General features: G+C 59.2%; 18 protein-coding genes, 1 tRNA gene and 1 pseudogene. 15 read left to right on the plus strand and 5 right to left on the minus strand.

Annotated features, from left to right (window positions below; all coding sequences use genetic code 11):
* Window positions 1-119: 119 nt before the first annotated feature.
* Complete coding sequence (locus AC2FND_RS05180; RefSeq protein ID WP_496768324.1) at window positions 120-410, plus strand: antibiotic biosynthesis monooxygenase family protein; 291 nt, start codon at window positions 120-122, stop codon at window positions 408-410.
* A 178-nt stretch (window positions 411-588) separates the two neighbouring features.
* Here the strand turns inward: AC2FND_RS05180 and AC2FND_RS05185 are convergent, their stop codons facing one another.
* Together AC2FND_RS05185 and uvrB are read right to left on the minus strand one after the other, a co-directional pair.
* Complete coding sequence (locus AC2FND_RS05185) at window positions 589-1,239, minus strand: hypothetical protein (protein ID WP_209598576.1); 651 nt, start codon at window positions 1,237-1,239, stop codon at window positions 589-591.
* 79 nt (window positions 1,240-1,318) lie between these two features.
* Window positions 1,319-3,505, minus strand: coding sequence for an excinuclease ABC subunit UvrB (gene uvrB / locus AC2FND_RS05190; protein ID WP_496768326.1), 2,187 nt, complete (start codon window positions 3,503-3,505; stop codon window positions 1,319-1,321).
* Between the two features lie 269 nt (window positions 3,506-3,774).
* Between uvrB and AC2FND_RS05195 the strand changes: the two genes are divergently transcribed.
* The 12 genes from AC2FND_RS05195 (at window position 3,775) to AC2FND_RS05250 (ending at window position 14,825) form a co-directional block, all read left to right on the plus strand.
* Complete coding sequence (locus tag AC2FND_RS05195) at window positions 3,775-4,086, plus strand: ETC complex I subunit (protein ID WP_209507877.1); 312 nt, start codon at window positions 3,775-3,777, stop codon at window positions 4,084-4,086.
* Window positions 4,087-4,563, plus strand: a complete 477-nt coding sequence (locus tag AC2FND_RS05200; protein WP_209507875.1) for a GNAT family N-acetyltransferase — start codon at window positions 4,087-4,089, stop codon at window positions 4,561-4,563.
* 21 nt (window positions 4,564-4,584) lie between these two features.
* A tRNA-Arg gene (locus AC2FND_RS05205) sits at window positions 4,585-4,661 on the plus strand.
* Between the two features lie 388 nt (window positions 4,662-5,049).
* Entirely contained in the window at window positions 5,050-6,063 is a 1,014-nt protein-coding gene (gene iolG, locus AC2FND_RS05210; protein WP_496768328.1) for an inositol 2-dehydrogenase, read from the plus strand.
* A gap of 124 nt (window positions 6,064-6,187) precedes the next feature.
* The gene (locus AC2FND_RS05215; RefSeq protein WP_267364100.1) at window positions 6,188-7,108 is read left to right on the plus strand and encodes a sugar ABC transporter substrate-binding protein; all 921 of its coding nucleotides are present in this window, start codon (window positions 6,188-6,190) and stop codon (window positions 7,106-7,108) included.
* A 68-nt stretch (window positions 7,109-7,176) separates the two neighbouring features.
* On the plus strand, window positions 7,177-8,283 hold the full coding sequence (locus AC2FND_RS05220) for an ABC transporter permease (protein WP_209507868.1): 1,107 nt from the start codon (window positions 7,177-7,179) through the stop codon (window positions 8,281-8,283).
* Window position 8,284: 1 nt separating this feature from the next.
* A complete protein-coding gene (locus AC2FND_RS05225) occupies window positions 8,285-9,106 on the plus strand; it encodes an ATP-binding cassette domain-containing protein (protein ID WP_480475274.1) in 822 nt (273 codons plus the stop codon).
* Between the two features lie 151 nt (window positions 9,107-9,257).
* Window positions 9,258-11,090, plus strand: a complete 1,833-nt coding sequence (iolD, locus tag AC2FND_RS05230; protein ID WP_496768329.1) for a 3D-(3,5/4)-trihydroxycyclohexane-1,2-dione acylhydrolase (decyclizing) — start codon at window positions 9,258-9,260, stop codon at window positions 11,088-11,090.
* Window positions 11,087-11,986: a myo-inosose-2 dehydratase gene (gene iolE, locus AC2FND_RS05235; protein ID WP_496768331.1), complete on the plus strand. Its 900-nt coding sequence runs from the start codon at window positions 11,087-11,089 to the stop codon at window positions 11,984-11,986. The genes iolD and iolE overlap by 4 nt, the downstream gene beginning before the upstream one ends.
* Window positions 11,987-12,033: 47 nt before the next feature.
* Window positions 12,034-13,215: a phytanoyl-CoA dioxygenase family protein gene (locus tag AC2FND_RS05240; protein WP_496768333.1), complete on the plus strand. Its 1,182-nt coding sequence runs from the start codon at window positions 12,034-12,036 to the stop codon at window positions 13,213-13,215.
* Window positions 13,216-13,263: 48 nt separating this feature from the next.
* Window positions 13,264-14,070, plus strand: a complete 807-nt coding sequence (gene iolB / locus AC2FND_RS05245; protein WP_209507858.1) for a 5-deoxy-glucuronate isomerase — start codon at window positions 13,264-13,266, stop codon at window positions 14,068-14,070.
* The gene (locus AC2FND_RS05250) at window positions 14,067-14,825 is read left to right on the plus strand and encodes an SDR family NAD(P)-dependent oxidoreductase (RefSeq protein ID WP_496768335.1); all 759 of its coding nucleotides are present in this window, start codon (window positions 14,067-14,069) and stop codon (window positions 14,823-14,825) included. Before iolB ends, AC2FND_RS05250 begins: the two co-directional genes overlap by 4 nt.
* Before the next feature lie 15 nt (window positions 14,826-14,840).
* Here the strand turns inward: AC2FND_RS05250 and AC2FND_RS05255 are convergent, their stop codons facing one another.
* From AC2FND_RS05255 to iolC, 3 genes are read right to left on the minus strand one after another with little or no spacing between them, the layout of a single operon-like run.
* A complete protein-coding gene (locus AC2FND_RS05255; RefSeq protein WP_496768337.1) occupies window positions 14,841-15,680 on the minus strand; it encodes a class II fructose-bisphosphate aldolase in 840 nt (279 codons plus the stop codon).
* Window positions 15,677-16,513, minus strand: a complete 837-nt coding sequence (locus AC2FND_RS05260; RefSeq protein WP_496768339.1) for a 5-deoxy-glucuronate isomerase — start codon at window positions 16,511-16,513, stop codon at window positions 15,677-15,679. Before AC2FND_RS05260 ends, AC2FND_RS05255 begins: the two co-directional genes overlap by 4 nt.
* Window positions 16,514-16,522: 9 nt before the next feature.
* Window positions 16,523-17,491 (minus strand): 5-dehydro-2-deoxygluconokinase, encoded by a 969-nt coding sequence (iolC, locus tag AC2FND_RS05265; protein ID WP_496768345.1) that lies wholly within the window; start codon window positions 17,489-17,491, stop codon window positions 16,523-16,525.
* A 124-nt stretch (window positions 17,492-17,615) separates the two neighbouring features.
* Between iolC and AC2FND_RS05270 the strand changes: the two genes are divergently transcribed.
* Together AC2FND_RS05270 and AC2FND_RS05275 are read left to right on the plus strand one after the other, a co-directional pair.
* Window positions 17,616-18,719, plus strand: a complete 1,104-nt coding sequence (locus AC2FND_RS05270; RefSeq protein ID WP_496768341.1) for a Gfo/Idh/MocA family protein — start codon at window positions 17,616-17,618, stop codon at window positions 18,717-18,719.
* 37 nt (window positions 18,720-18,756) lie between these two features.
* Window positions 18,757-18,936, plus strand: a pseudogene (locus AC2FND_RS05275) (gfo/Idh/MocA family oxidoreductase); the annotation flags it as partial.

Raw genomic sequence — 18,936 nt, forward strand, 5'->3', positions numbered from 1 at the left:
AAAATCGGTGCAAATCGCCGGTATCAATGCGAGATTTCGGGCCGTCGTGCTAGGGTGCGCGCGGCGGGGCCGTTCCGGCCGTGTTACATGGCAATTTCGCCAGACGACGGAGGAAAATGATGTTTGCACGAATTACCCAATACAAAATGAAGCCCGGTACGCGCGAGGCGGCGACGGCGAAGATGAATGAATTGAAATCCGACATCATGGGTATGCCCGGCATGCACAGTTTTACCAATGTGATGAACGAGGATGGTTCAGGCTTTGTGATTTCGGTGGTCGAAAGCGAGGCGACCTCGAACGCAAACGCGCCTAAAGTGGCCGAGCTGTGGGGCCATTTCGCCGAATTCATGGAAGGCCCGCCGACGCCGGTTGGGTACGACGTGATTGCCCATTGGGATAAGGGGTAGCGGTTAGGGCGGGGATAGACCCGCCCTTTCTTTTATTTGGAGAGAACAGCGATTTGGACCTCATGTGGTCTGGCCAGGGTGTTCGGGTTCGTCATGGCAACCGCTTGGAAACACAATTTGTGAATTCAAACGTGGAGGAGTGCGCGCTGGGCTGCAAGGGTGGAGTGTGGGATGTGACTTACCTACTCAGGCAAACGCTCATAACTCTTTCCTTAGTATCACCGCCGTAACGGGTGTTGGACGGCAGTGCGATCCAGTCTCTGTGCCGATAACTCCAAAGAAACGGCCAATTCTCGCTGTTACACGCGACGCCATGTGGGGACTGGTAACCGTCGGAGCGTTCTCGAATGGACTTGAACAAAGACGAACGTTCTATGATGCGTAACTCGGATGCTTTCGCGTATCTTTTCATTTGCCATTGCACTTGCAGGTTTTGCAACGCGACCGGACCTATCACTGTAAGCATTGCGCCAACAATAATAGTCGGTATTTTTGCCTTGCCCGGCATGATCGCAGCGGCTGCGGCCACCAAAAACAGTAAAATCAACGCCGCAAAGAAAAAAACAAAAAGTCTCGCGGTTAAAGCATCTCCCAGTAAAAATAGGATTGAGGCGGGCCATACAGCGAGCGCCAGCATTCGTAAGCCGCTAAAGTTCGAATCTACTCCAAGTCCCCAGATGATCATCAAAAGGAGCACGAACCATAGCATTGATAAACTTCTGCCGGGCGACGCTTCGCGCCATCCTGCGAGCACACTTACCCATACCCAAACCATTGCTAGGAGTGAAATTGTTCCGAGCAGTCCAACTACAATAAGAAGCGTGATCAAAAAACTTTCCTAAACCGATTGTCTAAGAAGATAGATTTCCTGCTTTGAGGCAAATTGCAACCGTCAGTTGCGTTTTAACCTACCTCTTCCGCCGCTTAACATTCCCACCCCTTTGCCCCGGCCGTCCAGCCGTAGACCGCCCACGCGATTTCACGGCATCTTCCGAGGCTTTCTCGACCGCCCATTGGCGGGCCATGGGGTCGTCGGCGATGGCCAGATCGACCGCTTCCAGGCGTTTAATCTCATCCCGGATGTTGGCGGCCTCTTCGAATTCCAGATTCTCGGCGGCTTTGCGCATCTGGTCGCGCAGCCCGTTCAGATGCGCCTCGAGGTTGGCGCCGTGCATCGGTTTGTCGATGGTGGCGGTGACGCGGTTCATGTCCACGTCGCCCTCGTACAGCCCGGCCAGAACATCCTCGACATTCTTTTTCACGGTCGCGGGCGTGATGCCGTGTTCCTCGTTATAGGCCATCTGCTTGGCGCGGCGGCGGTCGGTTTCGGCCAGCGCGCGTTCCATCGAGCCGGTGATCTTGTCGGCATACATGATCACCCTACCCTCGGCGTTGCGCGCGGCGCGGCCGATGGTCTGAACCAGCGAGGTCTCGGACCGCAGAAAGCCTTCCTTGTCGGCATCCAGAATGGCGACCAGCCCGCATTCGGGAATGTCGAGCCCTTCACGCAGCAGGTTGATGCCGACCAGCACGTCGAACGCGCCCAGACGCAGGTCGCGCAGAATCTCGATGCGTTCCAGCGTGTCGATATCGGAATGCATGTAGCGCACCTTGATACCCTGTTCGTGCAGGTATTCTGTCAGATCCTCAGCCATGCGTTTGGTCAGCGTCGTGACCAATGTGCGATAGCCATCGGCGGCGACCTTTCGCACCTCGTCCAGCAGGTCGTCGACCTGCATCGACACGGGGCGGATTTCGACCTGCGGGTCCAGCAGGCCGGTGGGGCGGATCACCTGTTCGGTGAAGACGCCGCCTGTTTGGTCCAGCTCCCACGCGGCGGGGGTGGCCGAGACGAAGACGGATTGCGGGCGCATGGCATCCCATTCCTCGAACTTCAAAGGCCGGTTGTCCATGCAGGACGGCAGGCGGAATCCGTGTTCGGCCAGCGTGAACTTGCGCCGGTAGTCGCCCCGGTACATGCCGCCGATCTGCGGCACGCTGACATGGGATTCGTCGGCAAAGACGATGGCGTTGTCGGGGATGAATTCGAACAGGGTTGGTGGCGGTTCGCCCGGAGCGCGGCCGGTCAGATAGCGCGAATAGTTCTCGATCCCGTTGCAGACGCCGGTGGCCTCGAGCATTTCCAGATCGAAATTGGTGCGCTGTTCCAGCCGCTGCGCCTCGAGCAGTTTGCCTTCGCCGACCAGCTGGTCGAGGCGCGTCCGCAGTTCTTTTTTGATCCCGATGATCGCCTGCTGCATCGTCGGTTTCGGCGTCACGTAGTGGGAATTCGCATAGACCCGGATATGGTCCATCGTGTCGGTCTTTTCACCGGTCAGCGGGTCGAATTCGGTGACCTGTTCCAGTTCCTCGCCGAAGAAGGACAGCTTCCAGGCGCGGTCTTCGAGGTGGGCGGGCCAGATTTCCAAACTGTCGCCCCGCACCCGGAACGAGCCGCGCTGAAACCCCTGATCGTTGCGGCGGTATTGCTGGGCCACCAGATCGGCCATCACCTGCCGCTGGTCGTATTCGTGACCGACCTTCAGATCCTGCGTCATCGCCCCGTAGGTTTCGACCGAGCCGATACCGTAGATGCAGCTGACCGAGGCGACGATGATCACGTCATCTCGTTCCAGCAACGCCCGCGTGGCCGAGTGGCGCATCCGGTCGATCTGTTCGTTGATCTGGGATTCTTTTTCTATGTAGGTGTCAGAGCGCGGCACATAGGCTTCGGGTTGGTAATAGTCGTAGTAGGACACGAAATATTCCACCGAGTTTTCGGGGAAGAAGCCCTTGAATTCACCGTATAACTGCGCCGCCAATGTCTTGTTGGGGGCGAGGATGATGGCCGGACGCTGGGTTTCCTCGATCACCTTGGCCATGGTGAAGGTCTTGCCCGTTCCGGTCGCGCCCAGCAGCACCTGATCGCGTTCCCCGTCCAGCACGCCGCCCGCCAGTTCCTTGATCGCCGTGGGCTGATCGCCCGCCGGATTGAATTCGGTATGCATCACGAATTGCTTGCCGCCTTCCAGTTTCAGGCGCGCGCGCACGTCTTCGGCGGTCAGTTGGGTCTTGTCGGAATGGGCGTAAGGCATTGGCAGGCTCCGGGCGTCAGGCCCTTACATTTGTTCTTATTTTGTCCAACTGCAAGGGCCGATCCGGATTCATTGCCCGCTATGCGGTCTGAGGCCGTGCGACGGGTGAGACGGTGTGATGTTCTTGCGTTTGTTTGGCGAGACCCTATTCCGACCTGATGACAGTTTCTGGCATGAGTTCGCAGGCGGAGCCGCGACAATTGCAATCTTGCCCCCGGGCGCACTCTGACGCATAAACGGGCTCAGCCAAGTGAGTACGGAGAGGCGACATGCGCGCACGGATCTACCAGCCCGCAAGAAATGCGATGACCTCGGGGATGGCCAAGACCCGCAAATGGGTTCTGGAATACGCCCCGGCCTCGGCGCGCGAGGTTGATCCGCTGATGGGCTGGACGTCGTCCAGTGACACGCAGGCTCAGGTACGCCTGAAGTTCGACACGCGGGAAGAGGCGCTGGATTATGCCAAGGCCCACGGTATCGATGCGCAGGTCAGCGAGCCGCACAAGCGCAAGCCCAATCTGCGCGCGCGGGGCTATGGCGAGAATTTCGCAACCGACCGGCGTGGCCCCTGGACGCACTGAATGATCGAAATCCGCGAGGCTGACCCGACATCGGACGTATTGCGCCCGATTGTCGAGGCGCATTTTGCCCATGGCGAAACGGCGGGACCTGCGGAAAGCAACCACACGATGGACGCCAAAGCACTGGCTGCCCCGGGGGTGCGGTTCTGGGCCATTTTTGACGGACAGCAGCCATTGGGATGCGGTGCGCTGAAAGCGCTGCCCGATGGAACCGCCGAAGTAAAATCAGTGCATATTCTGGCGCAGGCAAGAGGGCGCGGGCTGGCGCGCGTGCTGATGGTGCATCTGGCTGAACAGGCTGGCGCAGAGGGTTGCGAGGCTTTGGTTCTTGAGACCGGGGCGAGCCATCTTCGCGAATATGAAGCCGCCCGCAAGTTGTATGAGTCGCTGGGATATTCCTATTGCGGGCCTATCTTTGGATATGTTGACGATCCCAACAGCGCATTCATGCGCTTGCCTCTTGAACCCCGCGGGTAAAAACCGCAAGAAGGGCGCAGCGGTCCCTTAGCTCAACTGGATAGAGCAGCTGACTTCTAATCAGCAGGTTGAGGGTTCGAGTCCTTCAGGGATCGCCATTTGCAAACCAGATCAATACTTGACATGCGCCTGCTTTGGTCGGCGCGTCGTGATCTTGTGGCTGTTTGGTGTGGTATGAGGGGCTGGACGAGGGGGTCATGCCAGCCCCTCTAAGGGGGTCACAGAGTGGTAGTATGTGTTCCTTACGTACAATCTAACGTGATTCACCGTGCGGTGATATTGGGGGATTCCCGTAGGTTGGTATTTGCGCGGAAATATGCGTGTCAGGCAGTACAATCCTGTTGAGATCAGACCGGTTTTTTGCGCGGTATTCGTGTTGAGGCTGTAGAAGCCGCTGGCAAATCCGGGGGTGATGCAAAAAATATATTGCAACCGGTTGCAAAGAAAATCATTGTTACGCACAGCAACAAGATTCGGGAGAGCTGCATGTTGAGGGTCGGATTGCTGGGTGCCGGGCGTGTTGGGCGCGTTCATGCGCAGGCCATATCTTCCCATCCGGGGAGCAGGTTGTGTGCGGTATCCGATGCGCTGCCCGAGGCGGCGAACAGCCTCGCGGATGAATATGGGGCCGAGGCACGCAGTTCAGAAGAAATTATCGCTGATCCCGAGATTGACGCGGTTCTGATAGCAACGCCGACGGATACGCATTCCGACCTGATCGAGGCGGCCACGGGCGCTGGCAAAGCCGTTCTGTGCGAAAAGCCCGTCGATCTGAGCCTTCAGAGGGCACAGGACTGTCTGACAGCCGTCGCGGGGCGTGGCAAACCTGTCATGATCGGGTTTAACCGGCGGTTCGATCCTAATTTTGCAGCTTTGAAGGCCGGTTTGGACGCAGGTGAAATCGGCAAGGCCGAACTGTTGTCGATCACGTCATTTGACCCGGCCCCGCCACCGGTCAGCTATGTAAAAGTGTCCGGTGGACTGTTTCGGGACATGATGATCCACGATTTCGACATGGCGAACTTTCTGATGGGGGATGTGCCGCAGACCGTCACGGCGGTGGGATCGTCGCTTGTAGATGCAGAGATCGGCGCGGCAGGCGATGTGGACACGGCCGTGGTCACAATGACTTACGCAGACGGCCGGATTGCGGTCATCAAGAACTCGCGCCGGGCGGCCTATGGCTATGACCAGCGGGTCGAGTTGCTGGGTTCGGAAGGGTTGTTGCAGGCGCATAACATGCTGGAAAACACCGTCGTGAAATCGACGGCGGATGGCGTTGTGGGCGCAAAGCCGACTTATTTCTTTCTGGAACGCTACATGCCGGCCTACCGCGTGGAATGGGCCGCATTTGTTGATGCTGTCGGCGGCGGTTCCGACGTTCCCGTCACGTTGCAGGATGGTGTGGCGGCGCTGGCGATGGCCGAGGCCGCGACCCTGTCAGCGCAGACGGGATTGCCCGTCCGGATGGAGGAAATTTTGAAACCGGTTGCAAAATGACCAAAATTCTTCAAACTAACGACAGCTCGGCCCTGAGCCGCAGCCACTGAGATTCGGCACAGCCGGATGATTGGGGCCGGTACCCCAACAGAAGATCAGACTGAACCAATGGGAGGAAACTGAAATGAAGAAATTCGTTAAAGGTGCACTTGCCGCGGGGGCACTGGCCCTGGCGACGCCCGCTCTTGCGCAGGACATCGTGGTCGTATCGCATGGCCAGGCCAATGACGCATTCTGGAACGTCGTGAAGAACGGTGTTGAGCAGGCTGGCAAGGATGTCGGTGTGAATGTGGAATACCGCGCGCCGGAAACTTTCGACATGGTGGCCATGTCGCAGTTGATCGACGCTGCCGTGAACCAGGAACCCGATGGCCTGATCGTTTCGATCCCGGATGCGGATGCGCTTGGCCCGTCAATCGAACGTGCCGTTGCCGCAGGCATCCCGGTGATCTCGATCAACTCGGGGTCGGATGTGTCGAAACAGCTGGGTGCGTTGCTGCACGTGGGTCAGGACGAGTTTGACGCAGGTAAAGCCGCGGGTGAACAACTGGCTTCGATGGGGGGCAAAACCGCGATCTGCGTAAACCACGAAGTGGGCAACGTTGCGCTGGACCTGCGCTGTGCAGGTTTCGCGGAAGGCTTTGGCGGTAATGTCGAAGTTCTGCCGACCTCGAACGATCCGTCGGAAATCGAGTCGAAAGTCTCGGCTGCTCTGGCTGCTAACGAAGCCGTCGATACGGTCATGGCGCTGGGTGCAAGCTCGGCCGGTGAGCCGACTGTTGCCGCTGTCAAAGCTTCGGGCCGTGACGTGAATGTTGCGTCCTTCGACCTGTCGGCCAACTTCCTGCAATCGATTGCGGATGGCGACGCGGCCTTTGCCATCGACCAGCAGCAGTATCTGCAAGGGTACCTGTCGGTGAACTTCATGGGCCTGCACGCCAAATACGGCCTGATGCCCGGTGGTAATGTTCCTTCGGGTCCGAACCTGATCACTCAGGACAAGGCCGCGCAGGTGATCGAACTATCCGCGCAGGGCATCCGCTGATCCATACCGCAACCTGAACAAAACGGGACGGCGCGGTAGCGCCGTTCCCACCCAAGTGGGAGGAAACGATGAGTGACTCAGCGCAAATCGCCGGGGACGAAAGGGTCAAGAAAGAACCTTTCATGACCAAGCTCATGAAACGGCCCGAACTCGGTGCGATGGCGGGCGTCGTTCTGGTGGTCATCTTCTTTGCCATCACAGCAGACGATTCGATGTTTACCCTGGCCGGGGTCATGAACTTCATGACACCTGCGGCACAGCTGGGCATTCTGGCAATCGGTGCGGCCCTTTTGATGATCGGTGGCGAGTTTGATTTGTCCATCGGTTCAATGGTGGCGTTCGCGGGCTTGTTTTTCGGCGTCTGTGTGGTGACATGGCAGTTGCCACTGATCGTTGCGATCCCCATGACATTTGTATTCGCGGCATTCGTCGGGGCAGTGAACGGCAATATCGTCATAAGATCCGGTCTGCCGTCCTTTATCGTGACGCTGGCTTTCCTGTTCATTCTGCGCGGTCTGTCGTTGGTTGGCCTCAAGGCGGCGACCGGAGGATCGACCCAGTTGCGCGGTGTGCGTGACGTGGTTGAAAACGACTGGCTGGCACCGTTCTTTTCGGGCGAAGCCTTTGGCAGCTTGTTTACCTGGCTGGCGGCCAACGGCATGATTGACACCTTCAAAAGCGGAGCACCCAAGGTGCCCGGCGTTCCGGTCGAAATCCTGTGGTTCATCGTGCTGGCATTGGCCGCTACCTACGTGTTGTTGCGGACCCCTGCCGGGAACTGGATTTTCGCGGCGGGCGGTGACAGCACTGCGGCATCGAATTCAGGTGTTCCTGTGAGCAAGATCAAGGTGTCCCTGTTCATGCTGACCGCCTGCTGCGCTGCACTGGTGGCCATCATTACAGTGATTGACGCGGGCTCGACCGACGCGCGGCGCGGTTTTCAGAAAGAATTCGAGGCGATCATCGCCGCCGTGATCGGGGGATGCCTGCTGACGGGCGGATATGGCTCGGCCATCGGGGCGTTCTTTGGGTCGATCATCTTTGGAATGGTTGTCATCGGACTGACCTATACGGATTTCGATCAGGACTGGTTCCAGGTGTTCCTGGGCGCGATGCTGCTGATTGCCGTTCTGTTCAACAACGCGATCCGCAAACGCGTAACCGGGGAGCGCTGATATGACCGAAGATACCAAGTTCCACCACGGCGATGCGGCGGGCGATCAGGCCCCCATCGTGGAAATGAAGGATATCGAAAAGCACTTTGGCAACATCATCGCATTGGCGGGTGTCAGTTTCGACGTCAAGCCGGGTGAATGCCACTGCCTGCTGGGCGATAACGGCGCGGGTAAATCAACCTTCATCAAGACCATGTCAGGGGTACATAAACCCACCAAGGGCGAGATTTTTTTCGAGGGCAAGCCGCTGCATTTCGACACCCCTCGGGATGCGATGGAGGCAGGTATCGCGACCGTGTTCCAGGACCTTGCGATGATCCCGCTGATGAGCGTCACGCGCAACTTCTTCATGGGGCGCGAGCCGACCAAGGGTAAAGGTCTGCTGAAACGGTTCGATGTTGAACACGCGAATGAGGTCTGCATGGAAGAGATGCGCAAGATGGGCATCAACCTGCGCGGGCCAGATCAGGCGGTTGGCACCCTGTCTGGGGGGGAGCGGCAGACCGTCGCCATTGCCCGCGCCGTGTACTTCGGGGCCAAGATCCTGATCCTGGACGAACCGACCTCGGCCCTGGGTGTGCGCCAGACCTCGAACGTGCTGGCCACCATCGACAAGGTGCGCAGTCAGGGCGTCGGCGTGGTGTTCATCAGCCACAACGTGCGTCATGCGCTGGCAGTGGGTGACAGGTTCACCGTTTTGAACCGGGGCAAAACGCTGGGCACAGCAACGCGTGGCGAGATCACGCCAGAGCAGTTGCAGGATCTGATGGCAGGCGGTCAGGAAATGGCCGAGCTTGAGGGATCGCTGGGCGGTACGGTTTAAAGTTCAGAACTTGGATGCCCCAATGGGGCATCCATCGGGCGGTGGCACGTGACGCCACTCTGTATTCAGGCTTTGATACAAAAGCTGGCACCTTCGCAAATGAGAAAACCCGCAGGCCGCCAAAGGCGGAGCTGAGTTGAAAGGGATCATGATGAGCAAGACAGTCCGACTGACCGCGGCGCAGGCTCTGGTGCGCTATCTGGGCGCGCAGATGAACGAGGCCGGAGAGCCCTTTATCGCAGGTGTCTGGGCGATTTTCGGCCATGGCAACGTGGCCGGTCTGGGCGAGGCGCTGCACGGTGTGAAAGACAGCTTGCCCACCTATCGCGGTCATAATGAACAAACCATGGCGCATTGCGCGATTGCCTATGCCAAGCAGTTGGGGCGCAGGCGGGCGATGGCGGTCACTTCGTCCATCGGGCCGGGGGCCACCAACATGGTCACCGCTGCGGCGCTGGCCCATGTGAACCGCCTGCCGGTTTTGTTGCTGCCCGGCGACGTGTTTGCCACGCGTGGTCCCGACCCGGTTTTGCAGCAACCCGAAGTGTTCTCGGACGGAACCATCAGCGCAAATGACTGTTTCAGACCGGTCAGCCGGTATTTCGACCGCATCACGCGGCCGGAACATCTGCTGACGGCTCTGCCGCGTGCCTTCCGCACCATGACCGACCCGGCTGATTGCGGTCCGGTGACGCTGGCCTTTTGTCAGGATGTGCAGGCCGAGGCTTATGATTATCCGGTTAGCTTTTTTGAGCCGCGCGTCTGGTATCAGCGCCGCATTCGCCCGGATGAGGGTGAGCTGGCGCGTGCCGTGGCCGCGATTAAGGCAGCCAAGCGCCCTGTGATCGTGGCCGGGGGCGGTGTGCACTATTCGGACGCGACCACCGCGTTGCAGCGCTTTGCCGAGGCGCACAACGTGCCGGTGGCCGAGACGCAGGCCGGTAAATCCGCGCTGGCCTGGGATCACCCCCTGAACCTGGGTCCGATTGGCGTCACGGGTGGTGAGCCTGCCAACGATATCTGCGCAAAGGCGGATCTTGTGCTGGGCGTCGGCACCCGGTTTCAGGATTTCACCACCGGGTCATGGGGATTGTTCGCGAACCCCGAGCGGGAATTGATCAGCCTGAACACCGCCGCCTATGACGCGGCAAAGCACGGCGCGATGCCGCTGCAGGCTGACGCCCGCGTAGGGCTTGGTGAACTGAGCGGTGCGTTGGGCGGTTACCGCGCGCCTGATATGCCTGCAACGCTGAAACCCGAGTGGTTTGCCAAGGTCGACGCATTGACCGACGCGCCGGTGGACAGCAATGCGCTGCCCACGGACATGCAGGTGATTGGTGCCGTGCAGCGGGCGGCCAATGAAAACACCGTTGCCATGTGTGCCGCAGGCACGATGCCGGGTGAGCTGCACAAGCTGTGGAAGGCTCCGCGCCCCGGTGCCTATCACATGGAATATGGCTTCAGTTGCATGGGGTATGAGATCGCCGGTGCTATGGGCATCAAGTTGGCCCAGCCCGACCGCGACGTGATCTGCTTTACCGGTGACGGTACTTACATGATGGCGAATTCCGAAATGGCGACGGCGGCGATGATGGGGATTTCGTTCACCGTTGTGGTCACCGACAATCGCGGCTTTGGCTGCATCAACCGTTTGCAGATGGGAACCGGCGGGGCCGAGTTTAACAACCTGCTGGATCACGCAATCGGCGGTGAAAATTCGGTGATCGACTTTGCCAAACATGCCGAAGCAATGGGGGCGACGGCGGTCAAGGTCAGCTCGATCGCCGAGCTTGAGGAGGCACTGGCCAAACGTGGCGAGGTCAAAGGCCCCTATGTGGTGGTGATCGACACCGATCCCTACCCATCGACCGAATATGGCGGAACGTGGTGGGAAGTGGCGGTGCCCGAGGTCAGCATCCGCCCGGAAGTAAACGAAAAACGTGCGGCCTATGAGGTCGCCATCAAGGAAAGAAACACGAAATGAGCGTGAAGATCGGTATCTCTCCGATTGCCTGGCAGAATGACGATTTGCCGGACCTGACCGCAGCCTACACGATGGAGCAGGCGCTGAAAGAAGCGCGCGAGATCGGCTATACCGGTGTTGAGCGGGGCCAGCGGATGCCCAGCGACACCGAAGGGTTGCGCGCCTATCTGGATGCCAATGACATCGCACTGTGTGGCGGCTGGTGCTCGGGTAGTACTCTGGTCAATGACCTGGACGCCGAAATCGCCATCGTGCGTGAACAGGTCGAACAGTTTGTTGCGCTGAACAGCCCCTGCATCGTTTACGCCGAGTGTTCCAATACTGTTCAGGGGCAGATCGGAACGCCGGTCAATGACCGCCCGAAGCTGTCCAAAGACGATGTGTTGGCCTATGCGGGCAAACTGACCGAGCTTGCCAAATGGATGGCAGATCAGGGTATGCCGATGGCCTATCACCATCACATGGGCACGATCATCGAAAGCGAAGAGGATGTGAACTGGTTGATGGAGGGTTCCGGCCCCGAATTGAGCTTGTGCTTCGATACGGGCCATCTGCTGTTTGGTGGCGGCGACGTGATGGCCACACTGAACCGTTGGGGCGACCGTGTGCACCATGTCCACTTCAAGGATATCCGCCCGGACATCGTGCGGGACACGCGCGAGAACAATCGCAGCTTTCTGGATGCGGTGATCGCCGGCGCGTTCACCGTGCCGGGTGATGGGTGCATCGACTTTCAGGCCGTAGCCAACGCGTTGAAAGCAATGGATTACAGCGGCTGGATCGTGGTCGAGGCCGAGCAGGACCCCGCCAAGGCGCCGCCCTATGAGTACTCCAAATTGGGCTATGACCACATCGTCGAGGTTTGCGGCAAGGCAGGGTTGGAGATCACCGTTTAATCACCGCCCCTCGGGGCAACACCGAAGCCATGAAAGAGGAGTTTGTCATGGTACATCAAGAACTTGGATACGTCGGCTATTTTGACCGGGAATCCTGCGATCTGGATGAGTTCAAGGTGTTGACCTCGCAAAACCTGACAACCGGTGCGGTGCCTCATGCCGCATCGGTGCAAAAGAACGTTCCGATCTATGATATGCACGCCCTGCGCCCGGCGCTGGAGAATGCGGATCAAAGAAAAGAACTGCTGGCAGAATGGGCAGGCGTGTTGGACAAATCTGCGGGTGTGATCGTTCTAAAAGGCGCATTTGCGGATACGTCCGTGATCGACCGGGCGACCGCTGTGTTCCATCAGATCATCGAGGAAGAACGTCAGGGCGGGGCCGGGGAAGGTGACCACTTCGCGGCCTCGGGCGCGAATGACCGGATATGGAACGCATTGCAGAAACAGTGCTTGCGCGATCCCGAGGGCTTTGCGCTCTATTTCGGGAATGTGGCCATTGCAGCGGCTTGCGAGGCGTGGCTGGGGCCGAACTATCAAATGACCGCGCAAATCAATCAGGTGCGCCCCGGCGGCAAGGCACAGCAGGCGCATCGGGATTACCATCTGGGCTTTCAAACCGCCGACAGCGCCGCCCGGTATCCGGCCCATGCCCATCTGGTGACGGCTTCGCTGACCTTGCAGGGGGCGGTTGCGCATTGTGACATGCCCGTGGAAAGCGGCCCAACCAAACTGCTGCCGTTTTCGCAGCTTTATGCGCCGGGATATCTCGCCTTCCATGACGCGGCACACCGGGCGTTTTTCGAAGAGAACTACATTCAGTTGCCCCTTGAAAAGGGGGATGCGGTGTTCTTCAACCCGGCGCTGTTCCACGCTGCCGGGGAAAACAGCAGTGCGGATATTCAGCGGATGGCGAACCTGTTGCAGGTCTCGTCTGCCTTCGGCCGTGCGATGGAGATGGTTGACCGGCAGTCCATGTCGCAGACGGTGTTTCCGTCGCTGGTCACCCTGAAACAACGTGGGGCGCTGAGTGCGGCAGAGCTGAATGCGGCGATTGCCGCAACGGCTGAGGGCTATCCGTTCCCGACCAATCTGGACACCGACCCGCCGATTGGTGGCAATGCGCCTGAAAGTCAGGCCGACATATTGCACCGGGCGGTATCGGAAGGGTGGGCCGAGGCCCGACTGTCCGAGGCGCTTTCGGCCCTGCAAACACGGCAAGCGGCCTGAGGGCGATACAGGCGGGCCGTTTAGGCCCGCCCAATAAGGAGAACAAGAATGGCAGACCTGCTGAAGAAGCCTATTGGAACCCGTGGCAAGGTACATGACATCACCCCGGACAGTGCCGGATGGCGATATGTGGGTTTTGGGCTGTATCATCTGCAAGCAGGCGACAGGGCGGCCGAGGCGACAGGAGACCGCGAAGTCATTCTGGTGATGGTCGAAGGCAAGGCGCGGATCACCGGGGCCGGGCAGGACTGGGGCGTATTGGGCGGTCGGATGAACGTGTTCGAAAAGACGCCGCCGCATAGCCTGTATCTGCCCAACGGAACCGAGTGGGAGGCTGTGGCGGAAACCGATTGTGTTGTGGCGGTCTGCTCGGCCCCGGGCAAGGGCGGCCACAAAGCGCGCCGGATCGGGCCGGATGGCATCACGCTGACCGAACGCGGCAAGGGTGTGAATACGCGATATATCAACAATATAGCGATGGAGAACGAGGATTGCGCTGACAGTCTTCTGGTGACCGAAGTCTTTACGCCCAATGGGCACTGGTCCTCTTACCCCAGTCATCGACATGATGAGGATGATTTCCCCCGCATCACCTATCTGGAAGAGACGTATTACCACCGCCTCAATCCAGCCAACGGGTTCGGAATCCAGCGGGTCTATACCGATGATGGCCAGTTGGATGAGACGATGGCCGTCTCCGATGGCGATGTTGTGATCGTTCCGCGTGGCCATCATCCTTGCGGCGCGCCCTATGGGTTTGAGATGTATTACCTGAACGTCATGGCGGGCCCCCTGCGCAAATGGCGGTTTGCCCTGGCCCCCGAGGTCGAATGGATCATGGAGCGTGACGGATGAGCCAAGACTTTGCCAATTACCCTAGCCTTGCGGGCAAAACGGTTATCATCACGGGCGGGGCCGGGGGGATTGGTGCGGAAACCGTTCGCGCCTTTGCGGCACAAGGGGCGAAGGTCGGGTTTCTGGATATCAATGCGGATGCCGGCTTTGCTCTGCTGGCGGAACTGGAAGGTGAACACGCCTTTGTGCAATGCGATCTGCGCGATATCGAAGCAATGCGGGCTGCGCTGGAGCAACTGGTCGAGGAGTTGGGCGAGGCGGATGTGCTGGTCAACAACGCCGCCCAGGATGACCGCCATGATTGGCGCGAAGTCACGCCTGTCTATTGGGATGAGCGGATGGCGACCAATATCCGCCATATGTTCTTTGCCATTCAGGCTGTGGCCCCGGGTATGATCGCCAAGGGCGCAGGTTCGATCGTCAATATCGGATCGAATTCCTGGTGGGAGGCCGGGGCAGGTTTTCCGGCCTATGCCACCGCGAAATCGGCGGTGCACGGCCTGACGCGCACCATGGCGCGCGAATTGGGCGATCACCGCATTCGTGTGAACACGGTTGTGCCGGGCTGGATCATGACCGACCGCCAGAAAGACCTGTGGGTCACGGCCGAGGCGCTGGCCAAACAGGTCGACCGCCAATGCCTGCCCGATCCGATTGAGCCTGTCTATGTCGCGCGCATGGTGCTGTTTCTGGCCTCGGGCGACGCCGCCATGTGCAGCGCGGGCAACTTCATGGTCGAGGGCGGTTCGATCTGAAGGCGAAAGCGCGCGTTAGCGTTGCGGGGGTGCACCAAAGGCACGGATGACCATGCGCGCGGCAGCTTCGACCGGGTTGTGGGTTTCTTTCAGGATGGTCACGCGGTCAAACCGTTCGGGATCGCGATTGACAGCGTCTCGCAGGGCATTGCCGAAGGCCATGCGCAGCTCGGTCCCGATGTTGAATTTGCAGATTGAGGTTTCGCGGGACAGCTTCATGCGCTGATCTACCGGCACGCCCGACCCGCCATGAATGACCAGAGGCACTGTGGTCAAGGCGTCGATCTCGGCGATGCGGGCTTCGTCCAGACCGCCTTCCTTGTTTTGTTGCAGGTGGACGTTGCCGACCGATATCGCCATCGCATCCACACCGCTTTCACGTGCGAACTGGGCCGCTTCTGTCGGGTCGGTGCCGTTCGATCCTTCACCGCCCGAGTACCCGACAAAACCAATCTCGCCCTCGCAGGAAATTCCTGCCGCATGGGCCATCTCGGCAATTGCGGCAGTTTCATCGATGTTTTGCTGCAAGGGCTTGCGCGATCCGTCGAACATCAGGGACGTAAAACCGCTGTCGAGCGCGATCTTGCAGTCCTCGAACGTATAGCCGTGGTCCAGATGCGCCACGACGGGCACCGAGGCGTTTTCGGCCAGATACCGGAACATCTTGCCCAGGATCGGCAGTGGCGTGTGCTCGCGGCAGCTGGGTCCGGCTTGCAGGATCACGGGCGCATTCTCGGCCTCGGCCGCGGCTACATAGGCGCGCATGTCTTCCCAGCCGAGTGTGACCAGCCCGCCTACGGCATAGCCCTGTTCATAAGCGGGTTGCAGGACGTCTTTCAGTGTGACGAGGGTCATTTGAATTTCGCAATCATGTCTTTGATGCCGGGAATGGTCTCGATCTGATAGGCATGTGTGGGCTGGAAATACTGCACCAGAGAACGCTGGGTCAGGCCGCCGAGGATGGTGAAATAATACATCTCGTACCCCGGCAAAACGCAGCAGGGGTGATAGCCCTTGTCGATGCAAACGGTCGATCCATCCACGATGTGATAGGCGTCGCCCGGCTGGTTATCTTCGCGCTGCAACATCTGAAGGCCCGAGCCCCAGTTGGGCTTGAACCGGAAATTGTAGGTCTCGTCGTGGCGGGTCTCGTCCGGCAGGCGGTTGGTGTCATGCTTGTGGCTGGGAAAGCCCGACCAGCCGCCCTGACCGACGGTGAACAGCTCACTCACCAGCAGGCGGCCGACCTTGTCGTGTTGCTTTTGGCCAAGGATGTGTTTGATCTTGCGGTGAGTTTTGGTGTCGTCGCTGCCATATTGCACAAGGTCGTGTTCGCGCACATCGAACGGGTCCAGCACCTTGTCGTATTTTGCACCGGCAATAAACACCTCGGTCGCGTCAGAAACGCAGTCCATCTGTACCTTTGCGCCGACAGGCACGTAGGCACCCTCGGGCTCGCCATCCCAGACGTCTTCGCCCCGGTTGCCCAGACTGGGGAAGGAAACGCCTTCGACATCCACATCGACACTGCCGGTTGCAGGGACGATGCAGGTCTCGTAGCCCGGCACCCGGTATTCGAACGCCTCGCCTTTTTTCAGTTTGACGATGTTGAAGTAGTTCAGCGGAACGGTCGGATCACCGGCGTCAACGATGGGCTTGTTCTGATTGTCATAGGGCGCGATATGCATGGGATACTCCTATGTGGTCGGACCGGGGTGAGACGCGAGGAACGCGTTCAGTTCGGGGGTCGTGGGCATGGCGGGGGCGCAGCCGGGTTTGGAAACGACAATGGATGCGCAGGCGGAACCGCGCATCACCGAGTCTTTCAGCGAGTGCCCCGCCGCGATCGAAGCCAGAAGCCCTGCCATGAAACTGTCACCAGCCCCGACGGGCTTGATGGCGTCCACTGGGTAGATCCCGGTTCTGATTTCCTGCCCATCCGCCAGCGTCACGGCGCCTTTTTCGCCCATCTTGTAAATGACAACCCGGCCCGGTTTCCTGGCAAGGTCCTGTGCCTTGGCAAAGCCCTTTTCCATGCCGCCGGCCATGAAGCCGAACTCTTCATCATTACCGACAATCAGGTCACAGGCTTCGCCCGCACGGGACAGAACGTCAGCGGCAATTTCCGGCGAAGGCCAGCTGTAGGGGCGGTAATCAACATCGAAAATGATCGGAAGACCAGCTTTGCGCGCGTTTTCAAACCCTTGGAATGTGGCGCTGCGCGAGGGTTCCGACGCAAAGACGGTGCCAGCCGAGATCAGGGCCGAGAAGGATGAATAGTCAACCTTGTCGACATCCGCGTCAGTAACCTGAAAATCGACCGCACCGTTGCGGTAGATGACATTCTGAAAGTTCTCGGTCCGGCTTTCATACAGGGCCAGAGAGGTGCGATACTCACCTCCCAACACGCGGATATAAGCGGTGTCTACCCCGTAATGTTGCAACCGGTTGAGGCAGAATCGACCAATTGCATCGTCCGAGACGGAGGTGATCAAGGATGCCTGACTGCCCAGCTTGACCAGACCGGCACAGATATTCGCGGACGAGCCGCCAAGATCGGCATGGAACGTATCGGCCTCTTCGCTTTTGACACCGACCGGGTCTGCGTAAAGGTCCATACCCGCACGCCCCAGAACGGCAAAGCGGTTTCCTTTGATACCCTCCATCAAAGCGCTCACGTCATATCCTCCGGCAAAGTGGGGTGGGCAAAGTTTGGACCTTGCGTTGAATCGATTCACACGATACTGATTTTGCAACCGGTTGCAAACACAATGTGCGAGGCCATGGCAGATGCCTGAAATCGGAGTGGGAATCGTGGGTGGCGGTTATATGGGCAAGGCCCATTCCGTTGCCATGTCGGCCGTCGGTGCGGTGTTCAACACGGCGTTGCGCCCCCGGCTTGAGGTCATCTGCGCGTCGAGCCCGGACAGTGCCGAACGCTACCGGGCGGCCTATGGATTTCAGAGAGCGACCGATGACTGGCGCATCTTGGTTGAAGACCCCAGGGTCGAGGCAATCGTGATCGCCTCGCCTCAGTCAACACATCGTCAGATCGCCGAAGCGGCTTTTGCCTTGGGCAAACCGGTTTTGTGTGAGAAACCACTGGGCGCATCGCTTGAAGACAGTCGGGCGATGGTTGCCGCGGCTGAGGCTTCGGGGGCGGTGAACATGGTGGGGTTCAACTATATCCGCACACCCGCCAGCCAATATGCCCGCCAGTTAATTGCCGATGGCGCGATTGGTGACATCACGTGGTTCCGGGGCGAGCATACCGAGGATTTCTATGCCGATCCGCAGGCCCCGTCCACCTGGCGCACAACCGGTAGGGCCAACGGCACAATCGGCGATCTCGCCCCGCATATGGTCAACGGCGCATTGGCGCTGATCGGGCCCATTGCGCAGGTGATGGCAGATGTTGAGACCGTTCACAAAACCCGCCCCGGTGGTGAGGTAACAAATGACGACCATGCCCAGATGATGTGTCGGTTTGAAAACGGGGTTATGGGAAACCTGTATTTCAGCCGCGTCGCGACGGGTCGGAAAATGGGCTATGCTTATGAAATATCGGGCACAAAAGGTGCCATCCGATTCGATCAGGAGGACCAGAACGCGCTGTGGCTGTACAAGCGCGAAGGGCCCGAAGCCGCGCGCGGCTTCACCAAGATCCTGACCGGCCCAGCACACCCGGATTATGAGCCCTTCTGTCAGGGTCCGGGTCACGGAACCGGCTATCAGGATCAGATCATCATCGAGGCCAAGGACTTTTTACAGGCCATCCACACCGGCGAGGCGATCTGGCCCACGTTCCGCGACGGGCATGAGGTCAACCGCGTGCTGGCCGCCGCGCTGGCCTCGTCCGATCAGCGGCAATGGCAGGACATCAGCGATTTCTGATCGCTCTATGTGACAATTCCAATGAGAGACAATGACCATGGCTAAGTTGAGATGGGGCATGATCGGGGGTGGTGAAGGCAGCCAGATTGGTCCGGCACACCGCCTTGGGGCGCAGGCGGACGGGTTGTTCGAATTTGCTGCTGGCGCGCTGGATCACCGGCCCGACGTGGGCCGCGAATACGCGCAGCGATTGGGGGTTGCTGCCGATCGCGCCTAT

Source organism: Ruegeria sp. BHSB056 (genome assembly GCF_059613305.1).